This is a genomic window from Micromonospora sp. NBC_01739 (assembly GCF_035920385.1).
Lineage (GTDB): Bacteria > Actinomycetota > Actinomycetes > Mycobacteriales > Micromonosporaceae > Micromonospora.
Window position 1 is genome coordinate 3150199 of the sequence record NZ_CP109151.1, and the last position, 18878, is coordinate 3169076.

At 71.5% G+C, this 18878-nt stretch carries 16 protein-coding genes; 7 read left to right on the plus strand and 9 right to left on the minus strand.

Annotated features, from left to right (window positions below; genetic code table 11):
* Window positions 1–398 precede the first annotated feature (398 nt).
* Window positions 399–704 carry a hypothetical protein gene (locus OIE53_RS13935; RefSeq protein ID WP_327027188.1) on the plus strand — a complete coding sequence of 102 codons (306 nt, stop codon included), beginning with the start codon at window positions 399–401 and terminating at the stop codon, window positions 702–704.
* Between the two features lie 96 nt (window positions 705–800).
* Here the strand turns inward: OIE53_RS13935 and OIE53_RS13940 are convergent, their stop codons facing one another.
* The 3 genes from OIE53_RS13940 to OIE53_RS13950 all read right to left on the minus strand — a co-directional run bounded on the left by OIE53_RS13940 (window position 801) and on the right by OIE53_RS13950 (window position 4178).
* A complete protein-coding gene (locus OIE53_RS13940) occupies window positions 801–2009 on the minus strand; it encodes a sporulation protein (RefSeq protein WP_327021990.1) in 1209 nt (402 codons plus the stop codon).
* Between the two features lie 118 nt (window positions 2010–2127).
* Window positions 2128–2685: an AAA family ATPase gene (locus tag OIE53_RS13945; RefSeq protein WP_327021991.1), complete on the minus strand. Its 558-nt coding sequence runs from the start codon at window positions 2683–2685 to the stop codon at window positions 2128–2130.
* A gap of 107 nt (window positions 2686–2792) precedes the next feature.
* Window positions 2793–4178, minus strand: coding sequence for a cellulase family glycosylhydrolase (locus OIE53_RS13950; protein ID WP_327021992.1), 1386 nt, complete (start codon window positions 4176–4178; stop codon window positions 2793–2795).
* 358 nt (window positions 4179–4536) lie between these two features.
* On the opposite strand from OIE53_RS13950, the gene OIE53_RS13955 reads away from it, so the two are divergent.
* Both OIE53_RS13955 and OIE53_RS13960 read left to right on the plus strand, forming a co-directional pair.
* Window positions 4537–5499: a TIGR03557 family F420-dependent LLM class oxidoreductase gene (locus tag OIE53_RS13955; RefSeq protein WP_327021993.1), complete on the plus strand. Its 963-nt coding sequence runs from the start codon at window positions 4537–4539 to the stop codon at window positions 5497–5499.
* 114 nt (window positions 5500–5613) lie between these two features.
* Complete coding sequence (locus OIE53_RS13960) at window positions 5614–5754, plus strand: hypothetical protein (RefSeq protein ID WP_327021994.1); 141 nt, start codon at window positions 5614–5616, stop codon at window positions 5752–5754.
* A gap of 132 nt (window positions 5755–5886) precedes the next feature.
* On the opposite strand, the gene OIE53_RS13965 is transcribed toward OIE53_RS13960, so the two are convergent.
* The 5 genes from OIE53_RS13965 to OIE53_RS13985 form a co-directional block, all read right to left on the minus strand.
* On the minus strand, window positions 5887–6621 hold the full coding sequence (locus OIE53_RS13965) for a hypothetical protein (protein WP_327021995.1): 735 nt from the start codon (window positions 6619–6621) through the stop codon (window positions 5887–5889).
* 124 nt (window positions 6622–6745) lie between these two features.
* Complete coding sequence (locus OIE53_RS13970; RefSeq protein ID WP_327021996.1) at window positions 6746–7522, minus strand: endonuclease/exonuclease/phosphatase family protein; 777 nt, start codon at window positions 7520–7522, stop codon at window positions 6746–6748.
* Window positions 7523–7528: 6 nt separating this feature from the next.
* Window positions 7529–9019 carry a phosphatase PAP2 family protein gene (locus tag OIE53_RS13975; RefSeq protein ID WP_327021997.1) on the minus strand — a complete coding sequence of 497 codons (1491 nt, stop codon included), beginning with the start codon at window positions 9017–9019 and terminating at the stop codon, window positions 7529–7531.
* Between the two features lie 48 nt (window positions 9020–9067).
* Window positions 9068–10114 carry a YihY/virulence factor BrkB family protein gene (locus OIE53_RS13980; protein ID WP_327021998.1) on the minus strand — a complete coding sequence of 349 codons (1047 nt, stop codon included), beginning with the start codon at window positions 10112–10114 and terminating at the stop codon, window positions 9068–9070.
* Window positions 10115–10166: 52 nt separating this feature from the next.
* A complete protein-coding gene (locus tag OIE53_RS13985) occupies window positions 10167–11168 on the minus strand; it encodes a diacylglycerol/lipid kinase family protein (RefSeq protein ID WP_327021999.1) in 1002 nt (333 codons plus the stop codon).
* A 194-nt stretch (window positions 11169–11362) separates the two neighbouring features.
* Between OIE53_RS13985 and OIE53_RS13990 the strand changes: the two genes are divergently transcribed.
* From OIE53_RS13990 to OIE53_RS14000, 3 genes are all read left to right on the plus strand, one after another.
* Entirely contained in the window at window positions 11363–12226 is an 864-nt protein-coding gene (locus OIE53_RS13990) for a universal stress protein (protein WP_442791340.1), read from the plus strand.
* A gap of 115 nt (window positions 12227–12341) precedes the next feature.
* On the plus strand, window positions 12342–14735 hold the full coding sequence (locus tag OIE53_RS13995) for a phosphoketolase family protein (RefSeq protein WP_327022000.1): 2394 nt from the start codon (window positions 12342–12344) through the stop codon (window positions 14733–14735).
* Between the two features lie 12 nt (window positions 14736–14747).
* Window positions 14748–15623: a universal stress protein gene (locus OIE53_RS14000; RefSeq protein ID WP_327022001.1), complete on the plus strand. Its 876-nt coding sequence runs from the start codon at window positions 14748–14750 to the stop codon at window positions 15621–15623.
* Between the two features lie 27 nt (window positions 15624–15650).
* On the opposite strand, the gene OIE53_RS14005 is transcribed toward OIE53_RS14000, so the two are convergent.
* A complete protein-coding gene (locus OIE53_RS14005) occupies window positions 15651–17579 on the minus strand; it encodes a heavy metal translocating P-type ATPase (protein WP_442791341.1) in 1929 nt (642 codons plus the stop codon).
* 242 nt (window positions 17580–17821) lie between these two features.
* On the opposite strand from OIE53_RS14005, the gene OIE53_RS14010 reads away from it, so the two are divergent.
* Window positions 17822–18817, plus strand: coding sequence for an Acg family FMN-binding oxidoreductase (locus tag OIE53_RS14010; protein ID WP_393336953.1), 996 nt, complete (start codon window positions 17822–17824; stop codon window positions 18815–18817).
* Window positions 18818–18878: the final 61 nt, after the last annotated feature.

Consider the following 18878-nt stretch of genomic DNA (forward strand, 5'->3'; position numbering starts at 1 on the left):
GCCGGGCGGACAAACCCCGTCCCGCCCGCTGACTCGGCAGGGGTGCTGGACTAACCCCGCCCAGGGGTGCAGGACAAGTTCGGCCGGGGTACGGACGAATCGGGCGGCAGGGACGGCCGCACCGTCAAAGAACTCGGACATTTCACCAAAGTGGAGCGGTAGGGGTTGCGGGGCACGCTGGGCCGGGTCCGGCTGGAGGATCCGGGGTTACTGCCGGTGAGGGGCCGGGTAGACCCCTGGTGCCCCCGCCAGTACGCGAACCGTGCCGTGGCCGACACGCGGTAGCGGGGCGAGGGATCGCAGGACTCATCGCATCCTGAGGAGGACAGATGAGCACGCAGGCTGCATCCACCAGGCCGATGAACCGTCCGGCGCAGGACGTACAGAGCCGTCAGGCCATGCACGAGGCACCCACCCGGCCGATGCCGGCGTACGACGGCCATCGGGAGCCGCAGCCGTCGCCGGGTACGGAGACCAAGCAGGCGTTCCTGACGACGGAATTCTGGATCTACGCGGCGGCGGTGACCCTTGTCGTGATCTCCGCCTTCTGGCGCGGCACGACCGCCAACGGCCTGAACCTGAACAACCCCAGCCAGGCGTGGTTCTTCATCACCCTGCTGACCCTGGGCTACCTGGGTAGCCGTGGTCTGGCCAAGGCCGGTAGTCAGAAGCGTTCGGCCAAGGAACGGAGCCGAGGCCGTTGACGGGCGACATGCCCGCACAGCACGTCGACCCTAGAAGCGGTGGCCCTCCGGGATCTTCCCGGAGGGCCACCGTCTGTTGTCACGGAGCATCGGCTCCTAGAACTCTTCGAAGCCGCCGAAGTCGTCGCCACCGAAGTCACCGGCGGCCTCGGCGATTTCCTCCTCGCCACCCTCGAGGGCGTTGCCGATCATGTGACCGGCCACCATGCCACCCATGGCGCCGAGGGCCGCGCCGGCCACGATGCCGCCCATGCCGGGGCCACTGCGGTGCTGCTGCGGGTGGCCGTACTTGTTGGGCGGGCCGTATCCGGGGGGAGCACCGTAGCCCTGCGGGGCGCCGTACCCCTGCTGGGGGTAGCCCTGGGCGGCGTGCGGGGCCGGGTAGCCCTGCGGCGGGTACCCCTGCGGCGGCACTCCCTGCGGGGGGTAGCCCGGCGGGTATCCGGGCGCGCCGCCGTAGCCCGGCTGCTGACCGTAACCCTGCGGGGCGCCGTACCCGGGGGGGCCGAAGTTCTGAGCCCGCATGCTGCCGTACCGGCCGACCGTCTCGCCCAGCCAGCCGTCGACCACCTGCACCCAGTCCGAGCGCTCGGCCTCGGCGTGCGAGACCTGGTAGCGCCCGAAGACGTCGTGGCCGGGGTTGAGGAAACCGCCGCGCTTGTCGCACTCCAACACCACGTCGACACCGTGCGGGTTGGTCACGAAGGTCAGCTCAAGCTCGTTGATGGTCTGCGCGTACTGCGGAGCGGCGAAGAACTCGATCTCCTGGTAGAACGGCAGGGTCTGCTGTACGCCGTGGATGCGACCCCGCTCCAGGTCGGCGGACTTGAACCGGAAACCGAGCTGGAGGAAGGCCTCCAGGATGCGCTCGTGCACCGGCAGGGGGTGCACGCTTACCTGGTCGAGGTCGCCCTTGTCGACCGCCCGCGCGATGGACAGTTCGGTACGCAGCCCCATCGTCATGCCGCGCAGCCGCTGGCCGTACACGTCCGTGATGGGGGTCTCCCAGGGCACCACCAGCTGGAAGGGGATGGACAGCTGCTGCTTGGGGGCCAGTTGGAAGGAGCCGCTGATCGGGTGCCGGTGGAACTCCATGACCCCGGCGTACTCACTGTCGCCGCTCTCGATCTCGACCCGGGTGACCAGCCCCACGGCGAGGTGCTCGATGTTCGCCGGGGCATCCCCGCCGATCAGGTTGACCTGGCCGTCGAGGGGCTGCCCTGGCCGGGTATGCGGATTGGCCAGGACGGTGTCCACACTGGGACCGCCCACCCCGAGCGCGCTCAACATCTTCTTGAAGACCATCGGTACTCCCGCTGGGGTCTGGTGCCCGGTCTCCCTTTTCAGGAGCGGACGCTGACGCGGGCACCCTATCGAATGCCGCTGTGAGGTCGCTGAAAACACAGCAAAGCGCACGCCGTGTTCAGCGTCCGGCGTTGACGAAGGCGACGATCTCGTCGAGTCCGGGACGGTAGCCGTCGCTGGTGTCCACCTCGATCCGGGGTACCTCGAGCCGGACGGGCTGGAAGCCGTGGTGACCGACGGCGTAGGTGGACTCATCGTCACCGAGGGTGGCGTCGGCGTGGGCGCGCCGGATCGGATTCTCGGCCTGCCGTCGCCGGAGGCGGTCGAAGGCCGTCTGCGCGGCGACCCGGCAGTGCACCACCCGGATGTCGGCGATCCTGCTCAACGGCTCCAGGTGGGGGCGCCAGAGGCGGTCCTGGAAGGCCGCCTCGGCGACCGTGGTGACCCCTGCGGTCAGCAGCACCTCAAGCACCGTGAAGAAGGTGGGCAGGGTCCGCAGGCTCAGGTCGTCGACCAGTGTCGCCGTGAAGTCGCCGGTGGCGTGGACCATGCCTTCCTTGATCTCGTCCCGGCAGATCGCGGGGCAGCCGATCCGCCGGGCGAGCAGGTGAGCCAGTGTCGTCTTGCCGGCCGCAGGCGGCCCGCTGACGACGACGAGGGTAGGGGTTGCGCCCATCATGTCGTTATAGCCCTCACCGGATGCCTGTTGCCGTGTGGAGGGCAACCCGGGGGCGACCACGAGCCGCCGGTGGCCGGGTCCGAGCGGACCCGGCCACCAGGTCGTCAGCTGGCGGTGCAGGTCACCGTGGGTACGGAGTTGGTGCCGGCCCAGCCGCCGATGAAGCCGAAGCTGGTGCTGGCGCCGGCACCGAGCCGGCCGTTGTAGTCGACGTTGCGGGCGGTCACCGTCGAGCCGCTGGTGCTGACGGTGGCGTTCCACGACTGGGTCACGGACTGGCCGTTGGTGTAGATCCACCGCACCGTCCAGCCGTTGATGGCGTTGGGCCCGGCGGTCACCCGTACGTCACCCTGGAAGCCGCCCTGCCACTGGTTGGTGATCGTGTACGTGGCGGTGCAGCCGGAGCCCGGCGACGGCGGCGGGGTGCTCGGCGGGGGCGAGGTGGGTGGCGGCGAGGTGGGCGGCGGAGTGGTCGTGGGCGGGGGCGAGGTGGGCGGCGGAAGCGAGTCGTAGACGCTGGCCTGCCGGGAGGTCTGCCGGATGCCGTTGGTGCCGTTGAACAACCGCTCGCCCCAGGTGGTCAGCTGGTTCGGGTTGAAGTTCGTGGCCATGTCCAGGTACTCGACCCCACCACCGTTGCCGCTCCACGACCAGCCCAGCCAACCGATCCCGTTGGCCTGGGTGTACGACAGGATGGCGTCCTCGTCGGGGTCGCCGTCGGAGTGGTAGTGGCCGAACTCGCCGACCACGATCGGCAGCTGTCGACTGCGGAACCGCCCCAGGTAGTCGCTGATCTCGGCGGCGGTGTCGAAGACCCCGTACATGTGGATGGAGAAGACGATGTTGCGGGCCGGGTCGGCGTTGAACACCGTCGGGGCGGCGTCCCGCATGGTGAAGGACCAGTCCTGACCCCAGTTCGGGCCGTCCACCATGATGGTGTGGGTCAGGCCCCCGTCGCGCAGCCGTCGGATCGCGTTGCTCGTGTCGGTGGCCCAGGAGGAGTAGTTCTGGTTGCCGTACGGCTCGTTGCCGATGTTGACGATCACGAACCGTTCCTGGCCGTTGAGGGCGCTGGCGATGCTGAGCCAGTAGTCGACCGCGCGGTCGAGGCTGACCGCCCCGCTCTGCTCGCCGTAGCCGGTGGTGTCGTGCACCTCCAGCACACAGATCAGCCGGTGGGCCTTGCAGAGCCCGATCACGTTGGTCACGTCCTCGGCGCTGTTGCGGGTCCACCGGTCGCCGCTGGAGAGCACCACTCGGACGGTGTTCGCGCCGAGGGCCTTGATGTCGGCGAAGGACCTGGTCTGGTGGGTGTACCAGGTGTGCGCGTGGTTGACCCCGCGCATGATGAACTCTTGACCGTTGGCGTCGTAGAGCTTGCCGCCGCTGACCGTGAAGCCGGAGGCGGCCTGCGCTGACGGGCCGAAGGCGAACACGGCGGCGACGGTGGCCAACAGGATGGCACCGACGCCCGCGAACAGTTTTCTCATGGTCTTCCTCGCATGAGTTCTCTCCCCCGTGCCCAGGGGGTGAATGGGTAGCGGGTGGCGGCTGTAGCCCGGCAGCCGCGTAGCAGGGCCCGGCGAGGCAGACATCAGCGTAGGACGATGGATGGGTTAAAGCAACCGGTTCAGTGCGCATCGCGAACCGCACCGCCCCCGTGACCGCGTACGGGACCGAGCCGTCACGGGGGCGGGCACCCCCACCACAGGGTGCGCGGTAGATCAGCGCCTGAACCGGTTCAGGTCAACGGTAGGCAGGGGGCCGGCAAGCGTCAAGCATCGGCGAGGGTTGGCAGTTCCGGACCGGGGTATCCGGAACGGGCCACCCGGCCCGGAAGGAGACACCATGGTCAACATCGGTTACACCCTGATGTGTGAACAGGCAGGCCCGAAGGAACTGGTCGACTACGCGGTACGGGCCGAGGCGGCCGGTTTCGACCACCTCGTCATGTCCGACCACTACTACCCCTGGCTGGAGTCACAGGGACACTCCCCGTACGCCTGGTCGGTGCTCGGGGCCGTCGCCCACGCCACCTCCCGCGCGGAACTGATGTCCTTCGTGACCTGCCCGATCCGCCGCTACCACCCTGCGGTGGTGGCGCAGAAGGCCTCGACGATCGGGGTGCTCTCGGACGGACGCTTCACCCTGGGGCTGGGTGCCGGGGAGAACCTCAACGAGCATGTTGTCGGCGCCTGGCCGCACGTGCAGCAGCGGCACGAGATGTTCGAGGAGGCGTTGCAGATCATCCGGCCCCTGCTGTGTGGGGAGACCCTGACCTTCTCCGGCAACCACTACGACGTGCCGGACGCCTACGTCTGGGACCGGCCGGAGGTTCCGGTGCCGATGGCGGTGGCCGCCTCCGGTCGACAGTCCGCCACCCTGGCCGCCGAGTACGGCGACGCCATGGTCGCCACCGACCCCGAGGCCCGCCTGGTGGAGATGTACGAGCAGGCCGGGGGTGCCGGACGACCCCGCTACGGGCAGGTGGCCATCTGCTACGGCCCGGACGAGGCGGAGTGCCGCAAGATCGCCCACGACCAGTTCCGCTGGTTCGGGCTGGGCTGGAAGGTCAACACCGACCTGCCGGACAACGACGCCTTCGAGGCGGCCACCCGCAGCGTCCGCGAGGAGGACGTGGCGGCCGGCATCTCCTGCGGGCCGGACGTGGACAAGCATGTGGAGGCGTTCCGGAAGTTCGTCGACGCCGGGTTCACCCATGTGGCACTGGTCCAGGTCGGCGGGGACAGCCAGCCGATGTTCCTGGAGTGGGCGCAGGACGAACTCCTCCCCCGCCTGCGCGACCTGTGAGCCCGCCGGATCAGCCGTCGACCCGGCAGGACCCAGCGCAGCGGTCGACCCGGCAGGAACCGGTGGAGCGGCGGTCGAGTCGGCAGGGCCTGGCGGGACCGGGCGGCTGCCCTGGTGCCCCAGGTCCGTACCGTTTCGGTGCCGGGCGCGGCACACAACGTCGCCAGCACCGCCCCCCACCAGGTCGCCGACGTCGTTCGGGCCCTGCTCGACGAGCGCGATCATGACCGACTCGCCCCCCTGAAGAACGGGTGAACCCCATGCGTATCGGCAACACGGAGATCCGACCCGCCGGCGGCGGCCTCGGCTGCCTTCTGATGATCCTCGTTTCGGTCGTCGCCTCGATCGTGCTGACCGTACTGCTCAATCTGGTCCTCTGAGCGCCGCTCAGCGCAGCAGGCCGAGGGCGTACAGGGTCTCGCGGATCTCCCGCCCGACCGGCTCCAGGACTCTGGTCCGCAGCCAGCGGGCCGGCGCCACCACGGTGAATCGCCAGACGGCGCGGATCGCCCGGCCCACCGGCACCACGAGGTGCCGCCACAGCCAGCGGGCCCCCAGCCAGAGTGGACGCAGGGTCACCGCCCAGCACCACCACAGGATCCGGCCGGAGGCCCACCAGGCCCAGGACAGCCCGGCGCCCAGGTACCCGCCCAGGACCACCAGCCACCGGCCCACCTGCCGCAGGGCCGGGGTGAGTACCCGGACCAGCCAGGTCACCGGCACCCACACCAGGTAGTACAACGGCACCACGAGCAGGGTGTGGAACAGCCAGACCAGTCCGCGCCCACACCAGCGCAGCGGGGGCCACAGGGCGTTGTGCCACAACCAGACCAGCGGCAACCAGATCAGGGTCTGCCACAGCCACAGTGCGGCACGGCCCAGCCATTGCAGCGGAATCCAGATCAGACGCTGCAACAACCACCCGAGTGGACGCAGCACCCACTGGTCCAGGAACCGGCCGATCGGGGCCAGCACCCAGCGGTACAGTCCTCTGCCGACGGCCGTCAGCAGCTCCCAGGCCAACCGGAACGGCAGCACCACCACCAGCGCTACGCCCCGCACGAGGACCCCCAGCACGGAGGGGCCATCGTTGCGCCGCATCGGCGACGAGGAATCGATCACAGCCGGCCACCCTAACCCCCGCCTCCAACCCCCACCATCCCTCCAACACCCAAGCCCGGGTTGATCAAGAAGTTTGGTCACGACACGCCGAGCCGGCAGACCAAGACCTCTTGATCAACGGGGTTCAGAGCCCGGCGGTCAGGGAGAGGGTGGCCAGGAGGGGGTGGTGGTCGGAGGCCTGGTGGGTTTCCGGGGTGCGGAGGACCTCGACCGTGTGCAGGCGGGTGGCCAGGGCGGGGGTGGCCAGCAGGTAGTCCAGGCGCATGTCGGAGAACTCGGCGCCGCCGTAGCCGGTGGGCACGGTGGGGCCGGCGTTCGCGCCCAGGTCGACCAGGCCAGCGGCGAGCAGCCGGGCCACCGCCCGGGTGTCCGGGGTCCGACCGTCGGAGCGCAGGTGCCGGCGACGGTACGCCTGCGGCAGCCGGGCGATCCGCTCGACGTGCTCGGCGTACGGGTCCAGGGTGTTCAGGTCACCGGCGAGCAGCGCCAGGCCGTCGCGGGCCCGGCGCAGGGCGGCGGCCAGCCACCCGGCCTCGACCAGCCGACGTCGACCGGAGTACGGGTGCAGGTGGGTGCCGAGCACGGTCAACGGGCCGGCGTCCGTGCCGATCGTGACCCGCTGCGCGGCGTGGTGGAACGGGCGGCGTACCGGTGCCACGGCCAGCACCGGCCAGGCCGGCCGGACCAGCACCCCGACCGGTTGCCCGAACCAGGTGCCGGCCCGGTACGCCCGCAGACCCACCCGGTTGGCGAAGGCCGGCAGGTCCAGTCCGCGCAGCTCCTGCAGGGCCAGCACGTCCGGGCGGGCTTCGGCGATCACCCGCAGCAGGGCCTCGCGCCGATCCGGGCCACCGGAGTCCCGACCCCCGTTGCGGATGTTCCAGGTGACCACGCGCAGCACGGCGGCTCAGTCCGCCCGACCGGCCTTGGCCAACTCGTCGTCGAGGGTGTCGACCTCCTCCGACTCGATCGTCGGCTGGTTGCCTTCGTGGACGTCCTCGTTGGGGCGCAGCACCCAGTAGAGCAGCCCGATCCAGGTGGCGGTGAGCAGGATCGCCCCCATGAAGTCGGTCGGATGGTGCATGCCCCGGTACATCCGGGAGATGGCCACCCCGACCGGCATCACCACCGCCAGCGCCACGAAGATCCACCGCCACCACCGGTCGGTACGCGGGTAGACGATGACCGCGATGGCCACCCACAGGCACAGCGTGGCCGCGATGTGGCCGGAGGGGAAGGAGGAGGTGGGCATCGGCCCGTCCAGGTTCTCCACCGGCGGGCGCGGACGGTCCACCGCGGCGGCGGTGGCCAGGAAGAGGGTCAGTTCGCCGAACATCACCAACGCCACGAACAGCACCGGTCGCCAGCGCCGCCAGATGGCCAGCACCAGGGGACAGAAGACCATCGAGACCAGCAGGATGGCGTGGGTGTCCCCGACCTTGCTCCACCACCAGCTCAGGTCGTTGAGGGTCGGGGTGTGCCGCTGCGCGAACCAGGTCGGCACCACCTCGTCCCAGGTGCCGAGGAAGGTGTCCTTGGCGTGGTAGCTGACGAACATGCCGAAGGCGTACAGGGCACCGAAGATCAGCACCCAGCCGACGATGATCTCGGCGATGCCGGCGCGGGCGTGCGGCAGCAGCTTCTCCTCGTCCGGGGCGGGCGCCACCTCGTGCGCCGCCTCCGGTTCCAGCCCTTCGGTCAGCGGGGCCACCGGCCGTCCCCGTTCCAGCCGCCACAGCCGGAAGGCGTACGCGGTGACGCCCAGCCAGGCCGCGCCGAGTAGCCAGGCACCGATCACATCGGAGAGGAAGTGCACACCGAGCGCGACCCGGGTGAAGCCGATCAGGAAGACCACCAGGCCGACCAGGGCCACCACCGCCCGACGCCAGCGCGGGGCCACCGCGGGCAGGAAGACCAGCAGCAGGGCACCGTAGGCGACCATCGACCCCAGGGCGTGGCCGCTGGGAAAGCTCTGTCCGGCGTACGACCCGATCGGGGTGTCCACCTCGGGGCGCAACCGGTCCACCAGGGTCTTGAGGGTCGGGTCGAGGATCAGGGCACCGGCACCGGTGACGATCACGAAGACCGCCAGCCGACCCTGTCGCCGGATCAGCAACCCCACCACCGCGACGGTGACCAGCCAGATGATGACCGGTCTACCCCCGAGGTCGGTGATCGCGTTGAGCACCGTGACCAGGGGGCCGATCGGCGACACCTGGTCGTTGAGCCACTGCGCCACCCCGTGGTCGACGTCGTACAGCGGAGACCACCGCACGCGGACCAGCACCAGCATCAACCCGAAACCGACCCCGGCACCGAGTACGAGCGCCAAGCCGGCGAGCGTACGTTCGGTGAAGTGCCCCAAGGGCCGACGCACCACGTCCCTGACCGCGCCCACGCCCAGCCTCCTTCGTCCTCTGGCGTGCCGCAGTACCCGGTCGATCTGTCAGGTACACCCCTGGGTCGGCGCGTCGGGCCGCAGGGTGCTCAACTCCCCCGGGTCGGACAGCTCGCCACCCTGGGCCTCCGGCTGCCACAGGTCCGGCTGGGCGGGTTCCGGCACCCCGATGCGTACCGCCTCCAACTGGGCGGCGAAGGCCAGCCCTCCGAACAGCGCCATGCCGGTGAGGTTGGCCCACAGCAGCAGCGCCATGATCCCGGTCAGCGCCCCGTAGGTCTGTCCGAAGTCCGCGCTGAACCGGACGTACCCGGCGAGCAGCAGACTGGCCAGCCACCACAGCACGGTGGCGGTACCGGCGCCGAAGAACAACCAGGACAGGCCCGGTTGGTGGCGGCGGGGGGCGTGTCGGAACAGCACCGCCACGGCGAGCACGGTCAGCCCCAGGCTGAGCGGATAGCGGACCACATCCCAGCCGGCGCCGGCCACCTTTCCCCAGGCGTAGTGCCGCTGCACCGAGTCCCCCATCGGCCCACCGCCGACCAGGATCAGGAACCCGACCAGGGCCGGCAGACCGGCGGTGACGGCGAGGACGGCCGCGCGCAGGTACTTGCGGAGCGCCGGGCGGTCCCGTTCCACACCGTAGATCCGGTTGGCGCCGCGCTCTATCTGCGCCATCGTGCTGGTCAACGCCACCAGGCCGGTCATCAGACCCAGGGTGAGCGCCACCTCGCCGATGTCCTCGGCCCGTTCGGCGCCGGCACCGCTGCCGTCGCCGAGCAGCTCGGCGACCACCTGCTCGCTGGCCCCGGGGGTCAACGCCAGCACGGTGTCGGCGACCACCTCACCGCCCACGGCCGCACCCAGCTCGGCGATCAGCCCGGTCAAGGCGATCAGGAACGGCACCACAGCCAGGCAGAGCTGGAAGGCGAAGGCCCGGGAGTGGCTGAACCCGTCCCCGTACCGGAACCGGGTGAAGGCGTCGCGCAGCAGGTGCCAGCCGCCCTCCCGACGCAGGGTCTGCCAGGCGTGGTCGGCGCAGAGCTGCTCGTCGGACATCAGCCGGGTCTCCGGCACCAACTTGGTGCTACTCACCGCAGGCGACTCTCACTCGCGACCACGGGGCTCGCAGGCTCACTCCTCGCGCTCACCGGTGGCCCTTTTCGACGAGTCGTTCACCTCGCTCGGCGGCGGCGGAGGCGTCCTCGGTGAGGTCCGGCGCCTGCTCCGGCCGGGGTACGCACAACCACAGCGCCCGCCGGTGGATCTGGGCCCGCAGGGTGCTCCCCGGCTCGATCAGGTCGCCGTCCAGCTCCCGGGGCTGGGCCCGGTTGCTGGTGATCTCGACCCGTCGGGCCCGGAACTCCTCCATCCGGGGCACCCGGTCCCGGCGGCGCAGCACCCCCCAGCCGAGGGCCAGCCAGTGCCGCAGGTTACGCGGGCTGAGCACGGCGATGTCGAAGTAGCCGTCGTCCGGTGCGGCGTCGGTGAGCAGGGTGACCCCGCCCTGGAGCCGACCCACGTTGGCTACCAGCACCGAGCGGACCCGGCGGGTGATCGGGGGCTGGTCGTCCAACCGGATGGACACCCGCATCGGCCGGTCCCGCAGGTGCCGCATCGCCCCCACCACGTACGCCGGCCAGCCGATCCGCCGTTTGGTGGTCTCGCTGGTGGCGGCGAGCATCTGCGCATCGAAGCCCATGCCGGCCATCACCGCGAAGTGCTGCCCGTCCACCTCTCCGACGTCGAGCAGTCGCCGTCCGCGTTCCACGGCCACCGCCAGCCCGGCGGCCAGGTCGGTGGAGAGGCCCAGGTTGGCCGCGAGCAGGTTGCCGGTGCCCTGGGGCAGTACGGCCAGCGCCACCTCGGTGCCGACCAGGGCACTGACGCAGGCGCGTACGGTGCCGTCCCCGCCGCAGGCGAAGACCACCTCGGCACCGGCGGCGAGGGCCTGTTCGGTCTGTCCCCGGCCGGGGTCCTCGACGGTGGTCTCGTACCACAGCGGCGCGGGCCATCCGGCGGCGGCGAGAGTGTCCTCGACGGTGTGGCGCAGCGCGTCGAGGTCTTCCACCTTCACCGGGTTGACCACCACCGCGCTGCGCGGCGACCGCGCCTGCTCTCCAGCTTCCACGGCGCCAGTGTGCGGCATGGTACGAGGTTCGGCGACCCGACGCCGCGTGGGCAGATTCACCCGTGGTGGAGGGTTTCAGATCGTGCGAACCGATCGGGCGGCGATGCGCCGGTGTCGACCGAACCCGCCGGCCAGTATTCCGATCACCCTCCCTGACGGCATCACCACGACTAGCCTCAGACGCAGGTCAGCACGACAGGGGGTGAGGTCCGATGGCCTCAGCCAGCGAGGCACCGATGCCGGCCGACAACCGAGCCGGCGACGCACCCGTGCTGGCCGGCATCGGCCCGCAGGACGCCCTGCCGGTGGCCCGGGTGGCCGCCAAAGTGGCCGCCGCCCAGCGTCGGGACGTACATCTGCTGCACGCCTTCAACTGGGCCGCGATGGAGGGGCCGGCGGTCTCCGGTTCCCGGGCCGACGCGGAGCGGCTGATCTCCGAGGCCACCGAGGCGATCCGGCTCAGCGAGCCCGACGTGGCCCTCACCACCGAGATCGTCGAGGGCTCGGCGGTGGCGAATCTGGTCCGCAGGTCCGAGTCGGCGTTCCTGGTGGCCGTGGGCGACGGGGGGATGGCCCACTGCGCCCGCTGCATCCCGGCGGACAGCCCGGCCGTGCAGGTGGCCGCCCGGGCAGACTGCCCGGTGCTGGTCGTCCGACGCGAACCGCCACCGAAGGGCCCGGTGCTGGTCGGGGTGGACGGGTCGCCCGCCGCCGAGATCGCGCTGGCCTGGGCCTTCACCGCCGCCGCGGATCTGGGGGCCCGACTGCTGTCCATCCGGGTGGTCGAGCGGCAGTCCGAGATCGAGGCGACCACCAGCCTGCTGCGCGAACTGGTGGGCCGGGTGGGCGCCGGCCGTCCGCAGACCCCGGCCGAATGTCATGTCGTCTGCGGGGATCCCGGCTCCGTCCTGATCGACCAGTCCCGCTCGGCGCAGCTGACGGTGGTCTCCGCGCGCGGCGACCAGCCCTGGCGCGGCATGCTCGGCGCGGTCAGCCAGGCGGTGCTCTACCACGCCCCCTCGCCGGTGATCGTGGTGCGGGGGCTGACCCGTGCACCGGTCATCGGTGGGCCATGACACCCGGGCCGCCGGGACCATTGGCCCTGATCCACCCCCGCCGATATCGACAGACTCAAGGAGTAACGCCCGTTGCGGATGCAGAATCCGCCGAGCAGGGAGAGGCTCAACCATTATGGACACGGCCCTGAACCTAGAGAGCACCCTGACCGATGAGGAGTTGCGCCGGCTGGACGCCTACTGGCGGGCGGCCAACTACCTGACGGTGGGCCAGATCTACCTGCTCGACAATCCGCTGCTGCGCGAGCCGCTGGCCCCCGAACACGTCAAGCCCCGGCTGCTCGGCCACTGGGGCACCTCCCCCGGCCTGAACCTGATCTACGCCCACCTGAACCGGGTGATCGTGGCTCGGGACCTGTCCGCGATCTACATCACCGGCCCCGGACACGGCGGTCCGGCCCTGGTAGCGAACAGCTGGCTGGAAGGCACCTGGAGCGAGCGGTATCACGGCATCGACCGCGACGAGGTCGGCATGGCCCGGCTGTTCCGCCAGTTCTCCTTCCCCGGCGGCATCCCCAGCCATGTGGCCGCGGAGGTGCCGGGTTCGATCCACGAGGGCGGCGAGCTGGGGTACGCCCTGAGCCACGCCTACGGCGCGGCCTTCGACAACCCGGATCTGCTGGTCGCCTGCGTGATCGGCGACGGGGAGGCCGAGACCGGCCCGCTGTCCGGCAGTTGGCTGTCCAACGTGTTCCTGAACCCGGCCCGCGACGGAGCGGTGCTGCCCATCCTGCACCTCAACGGATACAAGATCGCCAACCCGACCGTGCTGGACCGGATTCCCGGGTCCGACCTGCTGGACATGATGCGCGGCTTCGGCTACAAGCCGTACGTGGTGGCCGGTGACGAGCCCGCGGCGGTGCACGAGTTGCTGGCCGCCACCTTCGACCGGGTCCTCGACGAGATCGCGGAGATCCAGCACCAGGCCCGCTCCGGCGCTACCGTGCAGCGTCCCCGCTGGCCGATGATCGTGCTGCGTACCCCGAAGGGCTGGACCGGCCCGAGTGAGGTCGACGGCAAGCAGGTCGAGGGCACTTTCCGCGCCCACCAGGTCCCGCTGTCGCAGGTGCGGACGAACCCGGGACAGCTGGCCGAGCTGGAGCGCTGGCTGCGCAGCTACCGGCCGGAGGAGTTGTTCGACGCCACCGGCTCCCCGGTTCGGGATCTGACCACGCTGCCCCCCTCGGGTGACCGCCGGATGAGCGCCAACCCGGTCACCAACGGCGGACAGGTGCTGCGTGACCTGAAGCTGCCGGACTTCCGCGACTACGCCGTCGAGGTGCCCCGACCGGGCGCTACGGCCAGCGGGGCCACCGGCGAGCTGGGCAAGTGGATCCGCGACGTGCTCGTCGCCAACCCGCAGAACTTCCGCCTGTTCGGCCCGGACGAGGTGGCCTCCAACCGGCTCCAGGCGGCCTTCGAGGTCACCGACCGGGCCTGGATGGCCGGCACCGTCCCCGGCGACGACCACCTCTCCCCGGACGGGCGGGTGATGGAGGTCCTCTCCGAGCACCTGTGCCAGGGCTGGCTGGAGGGCTACCTGCTGACCGGCCGACACGGCATCTTCACCAGCTACGAGGCCTTTATCCACATCGTCGACTCGATGGTCAACCAGCACGCCAAGTGGCTGAAGGTCACCCGGGACATCCCCTGGCGGATGCCGGTGGCGTCGCTGAACTACCTGCTGTCCAGCCACGTCTGGCGGCAGGACCACAACGGCTTCTCCCACCAGGATCCGGGCTTCATCGACCATGTGGTGAACAAGAAGGCCGAGGTGGTCCGGGTCTACCTGCCGCCGGACGCCAACACCCTGCTGTCCACGATGGACCACTGCCTGCGCAGCCGGCACTACATCAACGTGGTGGTGGCCGGCAAGCAGCCCGCACCCAACTGGCTGAGCATGACCGAGGCCATCCAGCACTGCCGCCGGGGCCTGGGCATCTGGGACTGGGCCAGCACGGACGACGACAGCGAACCGGACGTCGTGCTCGCCTGCGCCGGTGATGTGCCGACCCTGGAGACCCTGGCCGCGGCCGACCTGCTGCGCCAGCACCTGCCGGAGCTGAAGGTCCGGGTGATCAACGTGGTGGACCTGATGCGGTTGCAGCCACCCTCGGAGCACCCGCACGGGTTGCCGGACCCGGAGTTCGACACCCTGTTCACCCGCGACAAGCCGATCATCTTCGCCTACCACGGCTACCCGTGGCTGATCCACCGGCTCAGCTACCGGCGCACCAACCACCGCAACCTGCACGTGCGCGGGTACAAGGAGGAGGGCACCACCACCACTCCGTTCGACATGGTGATGCTCAACGACCTGGACCGCTTCCACCTGGTGATCGACGTGATCGACCGGGTGCCCGGGTTGGCCTCCCGCGCCGCCCACCTGCGCCAGAAGATGACCGACGCCCGGCAATCCTGCCGCGACTACACCCGGCAGTACGGCGAGGACGACCCCCGGGTCGCCGAGTGGCGCTGGGTCCGCGAGACCGACCCGACCAACCGGTAGGGAGTGATCATCGTGAGCGACGAGCAGATCGTGGTGGGCTACGACGGCTCACCGGACGCGGCGGTGGCCCTCGAGTGGGCGCTGGGACAGGCCCACCGGGACGGCCGGCCGATACGGCTGGCGTACGTCTTCGAATGGTTGACCGTGGCCGGTTGGATCGGGCCCGGCATGACCCCGGGGATGTGGCCGGACGAGCAGGCCCGCCAGGAGGTCGAGGAGTTGGTACGCAAGGCGGCTGCCGAGGCCGCCGCCGCGCACCCCGACCTGACGATCAGCGGTGAGGTGCTCGACGGGCCACCCGCCCTGGTGCTGGAGGAGTGCTCCAAAGAGGCCGGCCTGGTCGTGCTGGGTAGCCGGGGGCACGGCGGCTTCACCGGCCTGCTGGCCGGCTCCACCGCCGTCAGTGTCACCGCCCACGCCCACTGCCCGGTGGTGGTGGTCCGTCAGGAGACCGCCGGTGCGGGCCGGGAGGGACATGTCGCGGTCGGGGTGGACGGCTCGGAGCAGTCCCTGCTGGCCCTGGGGTTCGCCGTCGAGCAGGCGGCCCTGCGCCAGGTGCCGCTGCACGTCGTGCGGGCCTGGCAGCCCGGACGGGAGCAGTGGCACCTGCGCGGCGAGCAGGCCCGCGAGGCGGCGCTGGCCGCGCATCGCGCCGATCTGGACGAGCCCCTGGCCCGCTGGCAGGCGGCCTTCCCGAACGTCGAGGTGACCGTGGAGGCGGTGGCCGCCGCACCCGCCGGGCTGCTGATCGAGGCCAGCCGCAACGCGCAGCTCATGGTGGTCGGTTGCCGGGGCCGGGGCGGGCTACGCGGCATGCTGCTCGGCTCGGTCAGTCAGCAGCTCATCCAACACGCCCACTGCCCGGTAGCGGTGGTCCGGGAACGCTGAGCGATTCCTTCGCCTCCCCGCCGGCACTCAGGCCGACGGGGAGGCGGAGGCGCGCAGACCCCCGTGCAGGGCCCGCAGGGCGTTGAGGATCACCAGCACGTCGATGCCCTCCTGAAGGAAGGCACCGGCCACCGGGGGCAGGTAGCCGACCGCCGCGACCGCCATCGCGCACACCGCCAGGCCCATGCCGACCGTGGCGCTCTGCACGGCGATCCGGCGGGCGTACCGGGCGATCTCCACCGCGTCGGCCAGGGGATCCAGCCGGTCGACCGTGAGCACGGCGTCGGCCACGTCCGCGGAGGCGCTGGCCCCGGTGGCCCCCATGGCCACCCCGACATGGGCCTGTGCCAACGCCGGTGCGTCGTTGACCCCGTCGCCGACCATCACGGTCACCGCCCGATCGGCCTCGGCCTGCACCCGGGCGACCTTCTCCTGCGGGGTGCAGTGGGCCACCACGTCGTCGACCCCCACCTCCTCGGCCACCCGCCGGGCGGCGTCCGGCCGGTCGCCGGTGACCATCACGATCCGGGTCAGGCCGGCGGTGCGCAGCCGGTCCACCACCCGGCGGGCGTCCGGGCGGACCGGGTCGGCCAGCAGGATCGCGCCGATCGGCCCGGTCTCGTCGGTGACCCAGACCGCGGACTGTCCCGGTTCCGTTAGCCGGGCCCGGGCCCAGGGTGGGGGGTCCCCGGCCAGTTGCCCTACCCGGATGCGCCGCCCGTCGACCCGGCCCTGCACCCCCCTGCCCGCCTCCTCGGTCACCTCGGTCGGCATGGTCAGCCGCAGTCCCCGGTCACGGGCCTGGTCCACCAGGGCCGCGGCCAGTACGTGGGGGGACAACTGCTCCACCGAGGCGGCCAGTCGCAACACCTCCTCGGGGTCCCCGCCGGGGGCCACCAGGGTCTCGGCCACCCGGGGACGACCGCCGGTCAGAGTGCCGGTCTTGTCCACCAGCAGGGTCCGCGCCCGGCCCAGCAACTCCAGGGACCCCCCGTCGCGGACCAGCACCCCCCGGCGGGCCACCCGGGACAGCCCGGAGACGATGGCGATCGGGGTGGCCAGCAGCAGCGGGCAGGGGGTCGCCACCACCAGCACGGCCACCGCCCGGACGACATCACCGGACACCACCCAGCCCAGGCCGGCCAGCAGGAGGGTGAAGGGTACGAAGGCCGCGGCGTACCGGTCGGCCAGGCGTACGGTCGGCGCCTTGCGGGCGGTGGCCTCCTCGGCCAGCCGGACGATGCCGGCGTAGGTGCTGCGGGCGGCACTCTCGGTGGCCCGCAGTCCGAAGGCGGCACCGGCGTTGACGACCCCACTGGCCACCGCCGCCCCGATCCCCTTCTCGACGAGCCGGGACTCCCCGGTGACGACGGACTCGTCCAGGGTCGCGGGTTCCTCCGTCACCCCGTCGACGGCGACCACGTCCCCGGGGCCGACCAGCAGCCGGTCCCCCACCGCCACCCGGTCCACCGGCACCACCTCGATATTCCCCTCGGGGGTGCGCCGTCGGGCGGTGCGGGGGGCCCGTTCCAGCAGGGCCCGCAGGTCCCGGGTGGCCCGCCGCTGTGCGTACGCCTCCAGGGTCCGCCCGGTGGCCAGCATCACCGCGATCACCGCACCGGCCAGGTACTCCCCCACCCCCAGGGCGCCTCCCAGCGCCAGGACCGCGATCACGTCCACCCCGAACCGGCGCCGCCACAGGTCACGCAGTACGGAGACGGCGGCGGGCAGCAGGGCGACCAGGGTGACTCCCGCCCACACCAGGTCGGCGGCACCGGTACGCCCGGCCAACCGCAACCCGACCCCGACCAGCACCAGCGCGGTCAGACCGGTCAGCGGTGCCCACAACCCCCAGCGCAGGCCGTGCCGACCGGAGCGACCCGGTCCGGCCGGGTGCTCCGGCAGGCATTCCCCTGGACCGCGCTCCGGCTCGCCGGCCTGCGACTGCACTCCCACCAGCGGATCGTCCCAACCCGGGGACCCCGATGTCGGCCACTTCCGCCCCGCGGGGCACCCAAAGTCGGCTGCCGCCACCGTCGACGGGCCGCCGAGGCCGGGCAGAATCGGGGCCGGAGTGCCCCTGCCGAGGGGCCCATCCGGCCGTGCGGACGACCGAGGTGTGGCCCAGGATGAACGAGACCCGCCCCACAGCCGTACCCGGGTGCGGCACGATGGGGACATACGGAAAGGTCGTGACGATGAGCCAGCAGACCCCGGCTACCCGCCCGTTGACCACCGCCCTGGTGGAGGCCGCCGCGATGGCCGGCCACGCGCCGTCGGTGCACAACACCCAACCCTGGCGGTGGCGGGTACTGCCGGAGGCGTTGGAGCTGCGGGTGGTCCGCGACCGCCAGCCGACCGCCACCGACCCCACCGGCCAGTTGGTCACCCTCAGCTGCGGTGCCGCCCTGCACCACGCGCGGCTGGCGTTGGCCGCCGAGGGTTGGACCGCCCAGGTGTACCGGCTGCCCGATCCGGAGGAGCCGGACCTGCTGGCCCGGCTGACCACGCCGCAGCCCTCCGGAGCCGACCCGGAAGCCATGCACATGGTGCAGTGCATGCAGGTGCGGCACACCGACCGGCGGCCGGTCAGCGAGGAGCCGGTGAGCGAGCAGGCCCTGTCCGCGATCGCCTCGGCGGCCGCCGCCGAGGGGGTCCACCTGGAGATCCTCGACCGGGACCAGGTGCTGCAACTGGCCGCCGCGGCCTCGCACGCCGCCGCGGTCGAGTCGGAGGACTCCGCGCTGCGGGAGGAACTGGACTACTGGACCAGCCGCGCCGGTGGCAGCGGACTTCCCCCGGAGGTGCTGCTGGAGCAGCCCGCCCAGACCACCGTGCCGGGCAGGGACTTCGGCCGCCCCGGCGCCCTGCCGGGCGGTCCGGGTCACGACCGGGCGGCCTCCTACGGGGTGCTGTACGGAGACGAGGACAATCCCCTCAGTTGGCTGCGCGCCGGGGAGGCGCTCTCCGCGGCCTGGTTGCACGCCACCCGGCTGGGGGTGTCCGTGGTGCCGTTGAGCGGGGTGGTGGAGGTCGGCGGCACCCGACAGATCCTGCGACAGGTGCTGGCCGGTTTCGGTCACCCGTACCTCGCCCTGCGGCTGGGGGTGGCCGACCCGGAACACGCCGGCCCCCCGCACACCCCCCGGCTGCCCCGGGAACAGGTGGTGGACACCTCCGCTCTGGAAGGGTGATCAACACGGGCGTTCTGTCCCGGCGGTGCGCCGGATAGCATCGCCTGGTGACTCTCGGTGC

Bases quoted from the DNA above. Each gene is read 5' to 3' on its own strand.
- OIE53_RS14010 (WP_393336953.1), top strand. From the start codon at position 17,822: ATGAGCCAGCAGACCCCGGCTACCCGCCCGTTGACCACCGCCCTGGTG.
- OIE53_RS13940 (WP_327021990.1), bottom strand. From the start codon at position 2,009: ATGGTCTTCAAGAAGATGTTGAGCGCGCTCGGGGTGGGCGGTCCCAGT.
- OIE53_RS13985 (WP_327021999.1), bottom strand. From the start codon at position 11,168: ATGCCGCACACTGGCGCCGTGGAAGCTGGAGAGCAGGCGCGGTCGCCG.
- OIE53_RS13995 (WP_327022000.1), top strand. From the start codon at position 12,342: ATGGACACGGCCCTGAACCTAGAGAGCACCCTGACCGATGAGGAGTTG.
- OIE53_RS13945 (WP_327021991.1), bottom strand. From the start codon at position 2,685: ATGGGCGCAACCCCTACCCTCGTCGTCGTCAGCGGGCCGCCTGCGGCC.
- OIE53_RS13955 (WP_327021993.1), top strand. From the start codon at position 4,537: ATGGTCAACATCGGTTACACCCTGATGTGTGAACAGGCAGGCCCGAAG.
- OIE53_RS13950 (WP_327021992.1), bottom strand. From the start codon at position 4,178: ATGAGAAAACTGTTCGCGGGCGTCGGTGCCATCCTGTTGGCCACCGTC.
- OIE53_RS13990 (WP_442791340.1), top strand. From the start codon at position 11,363: ATGGCCTCAGCCAGCGAGGCACCGATGCCGGCCGACAACCGAGCCGGC.
- OIE53_RS13935 (WP_327027188.1), top strand. From the start codon at position 399: ATGCACGAGGCACCCACCCGGCCGATGCCGGCGTACGACGGCCATCGG.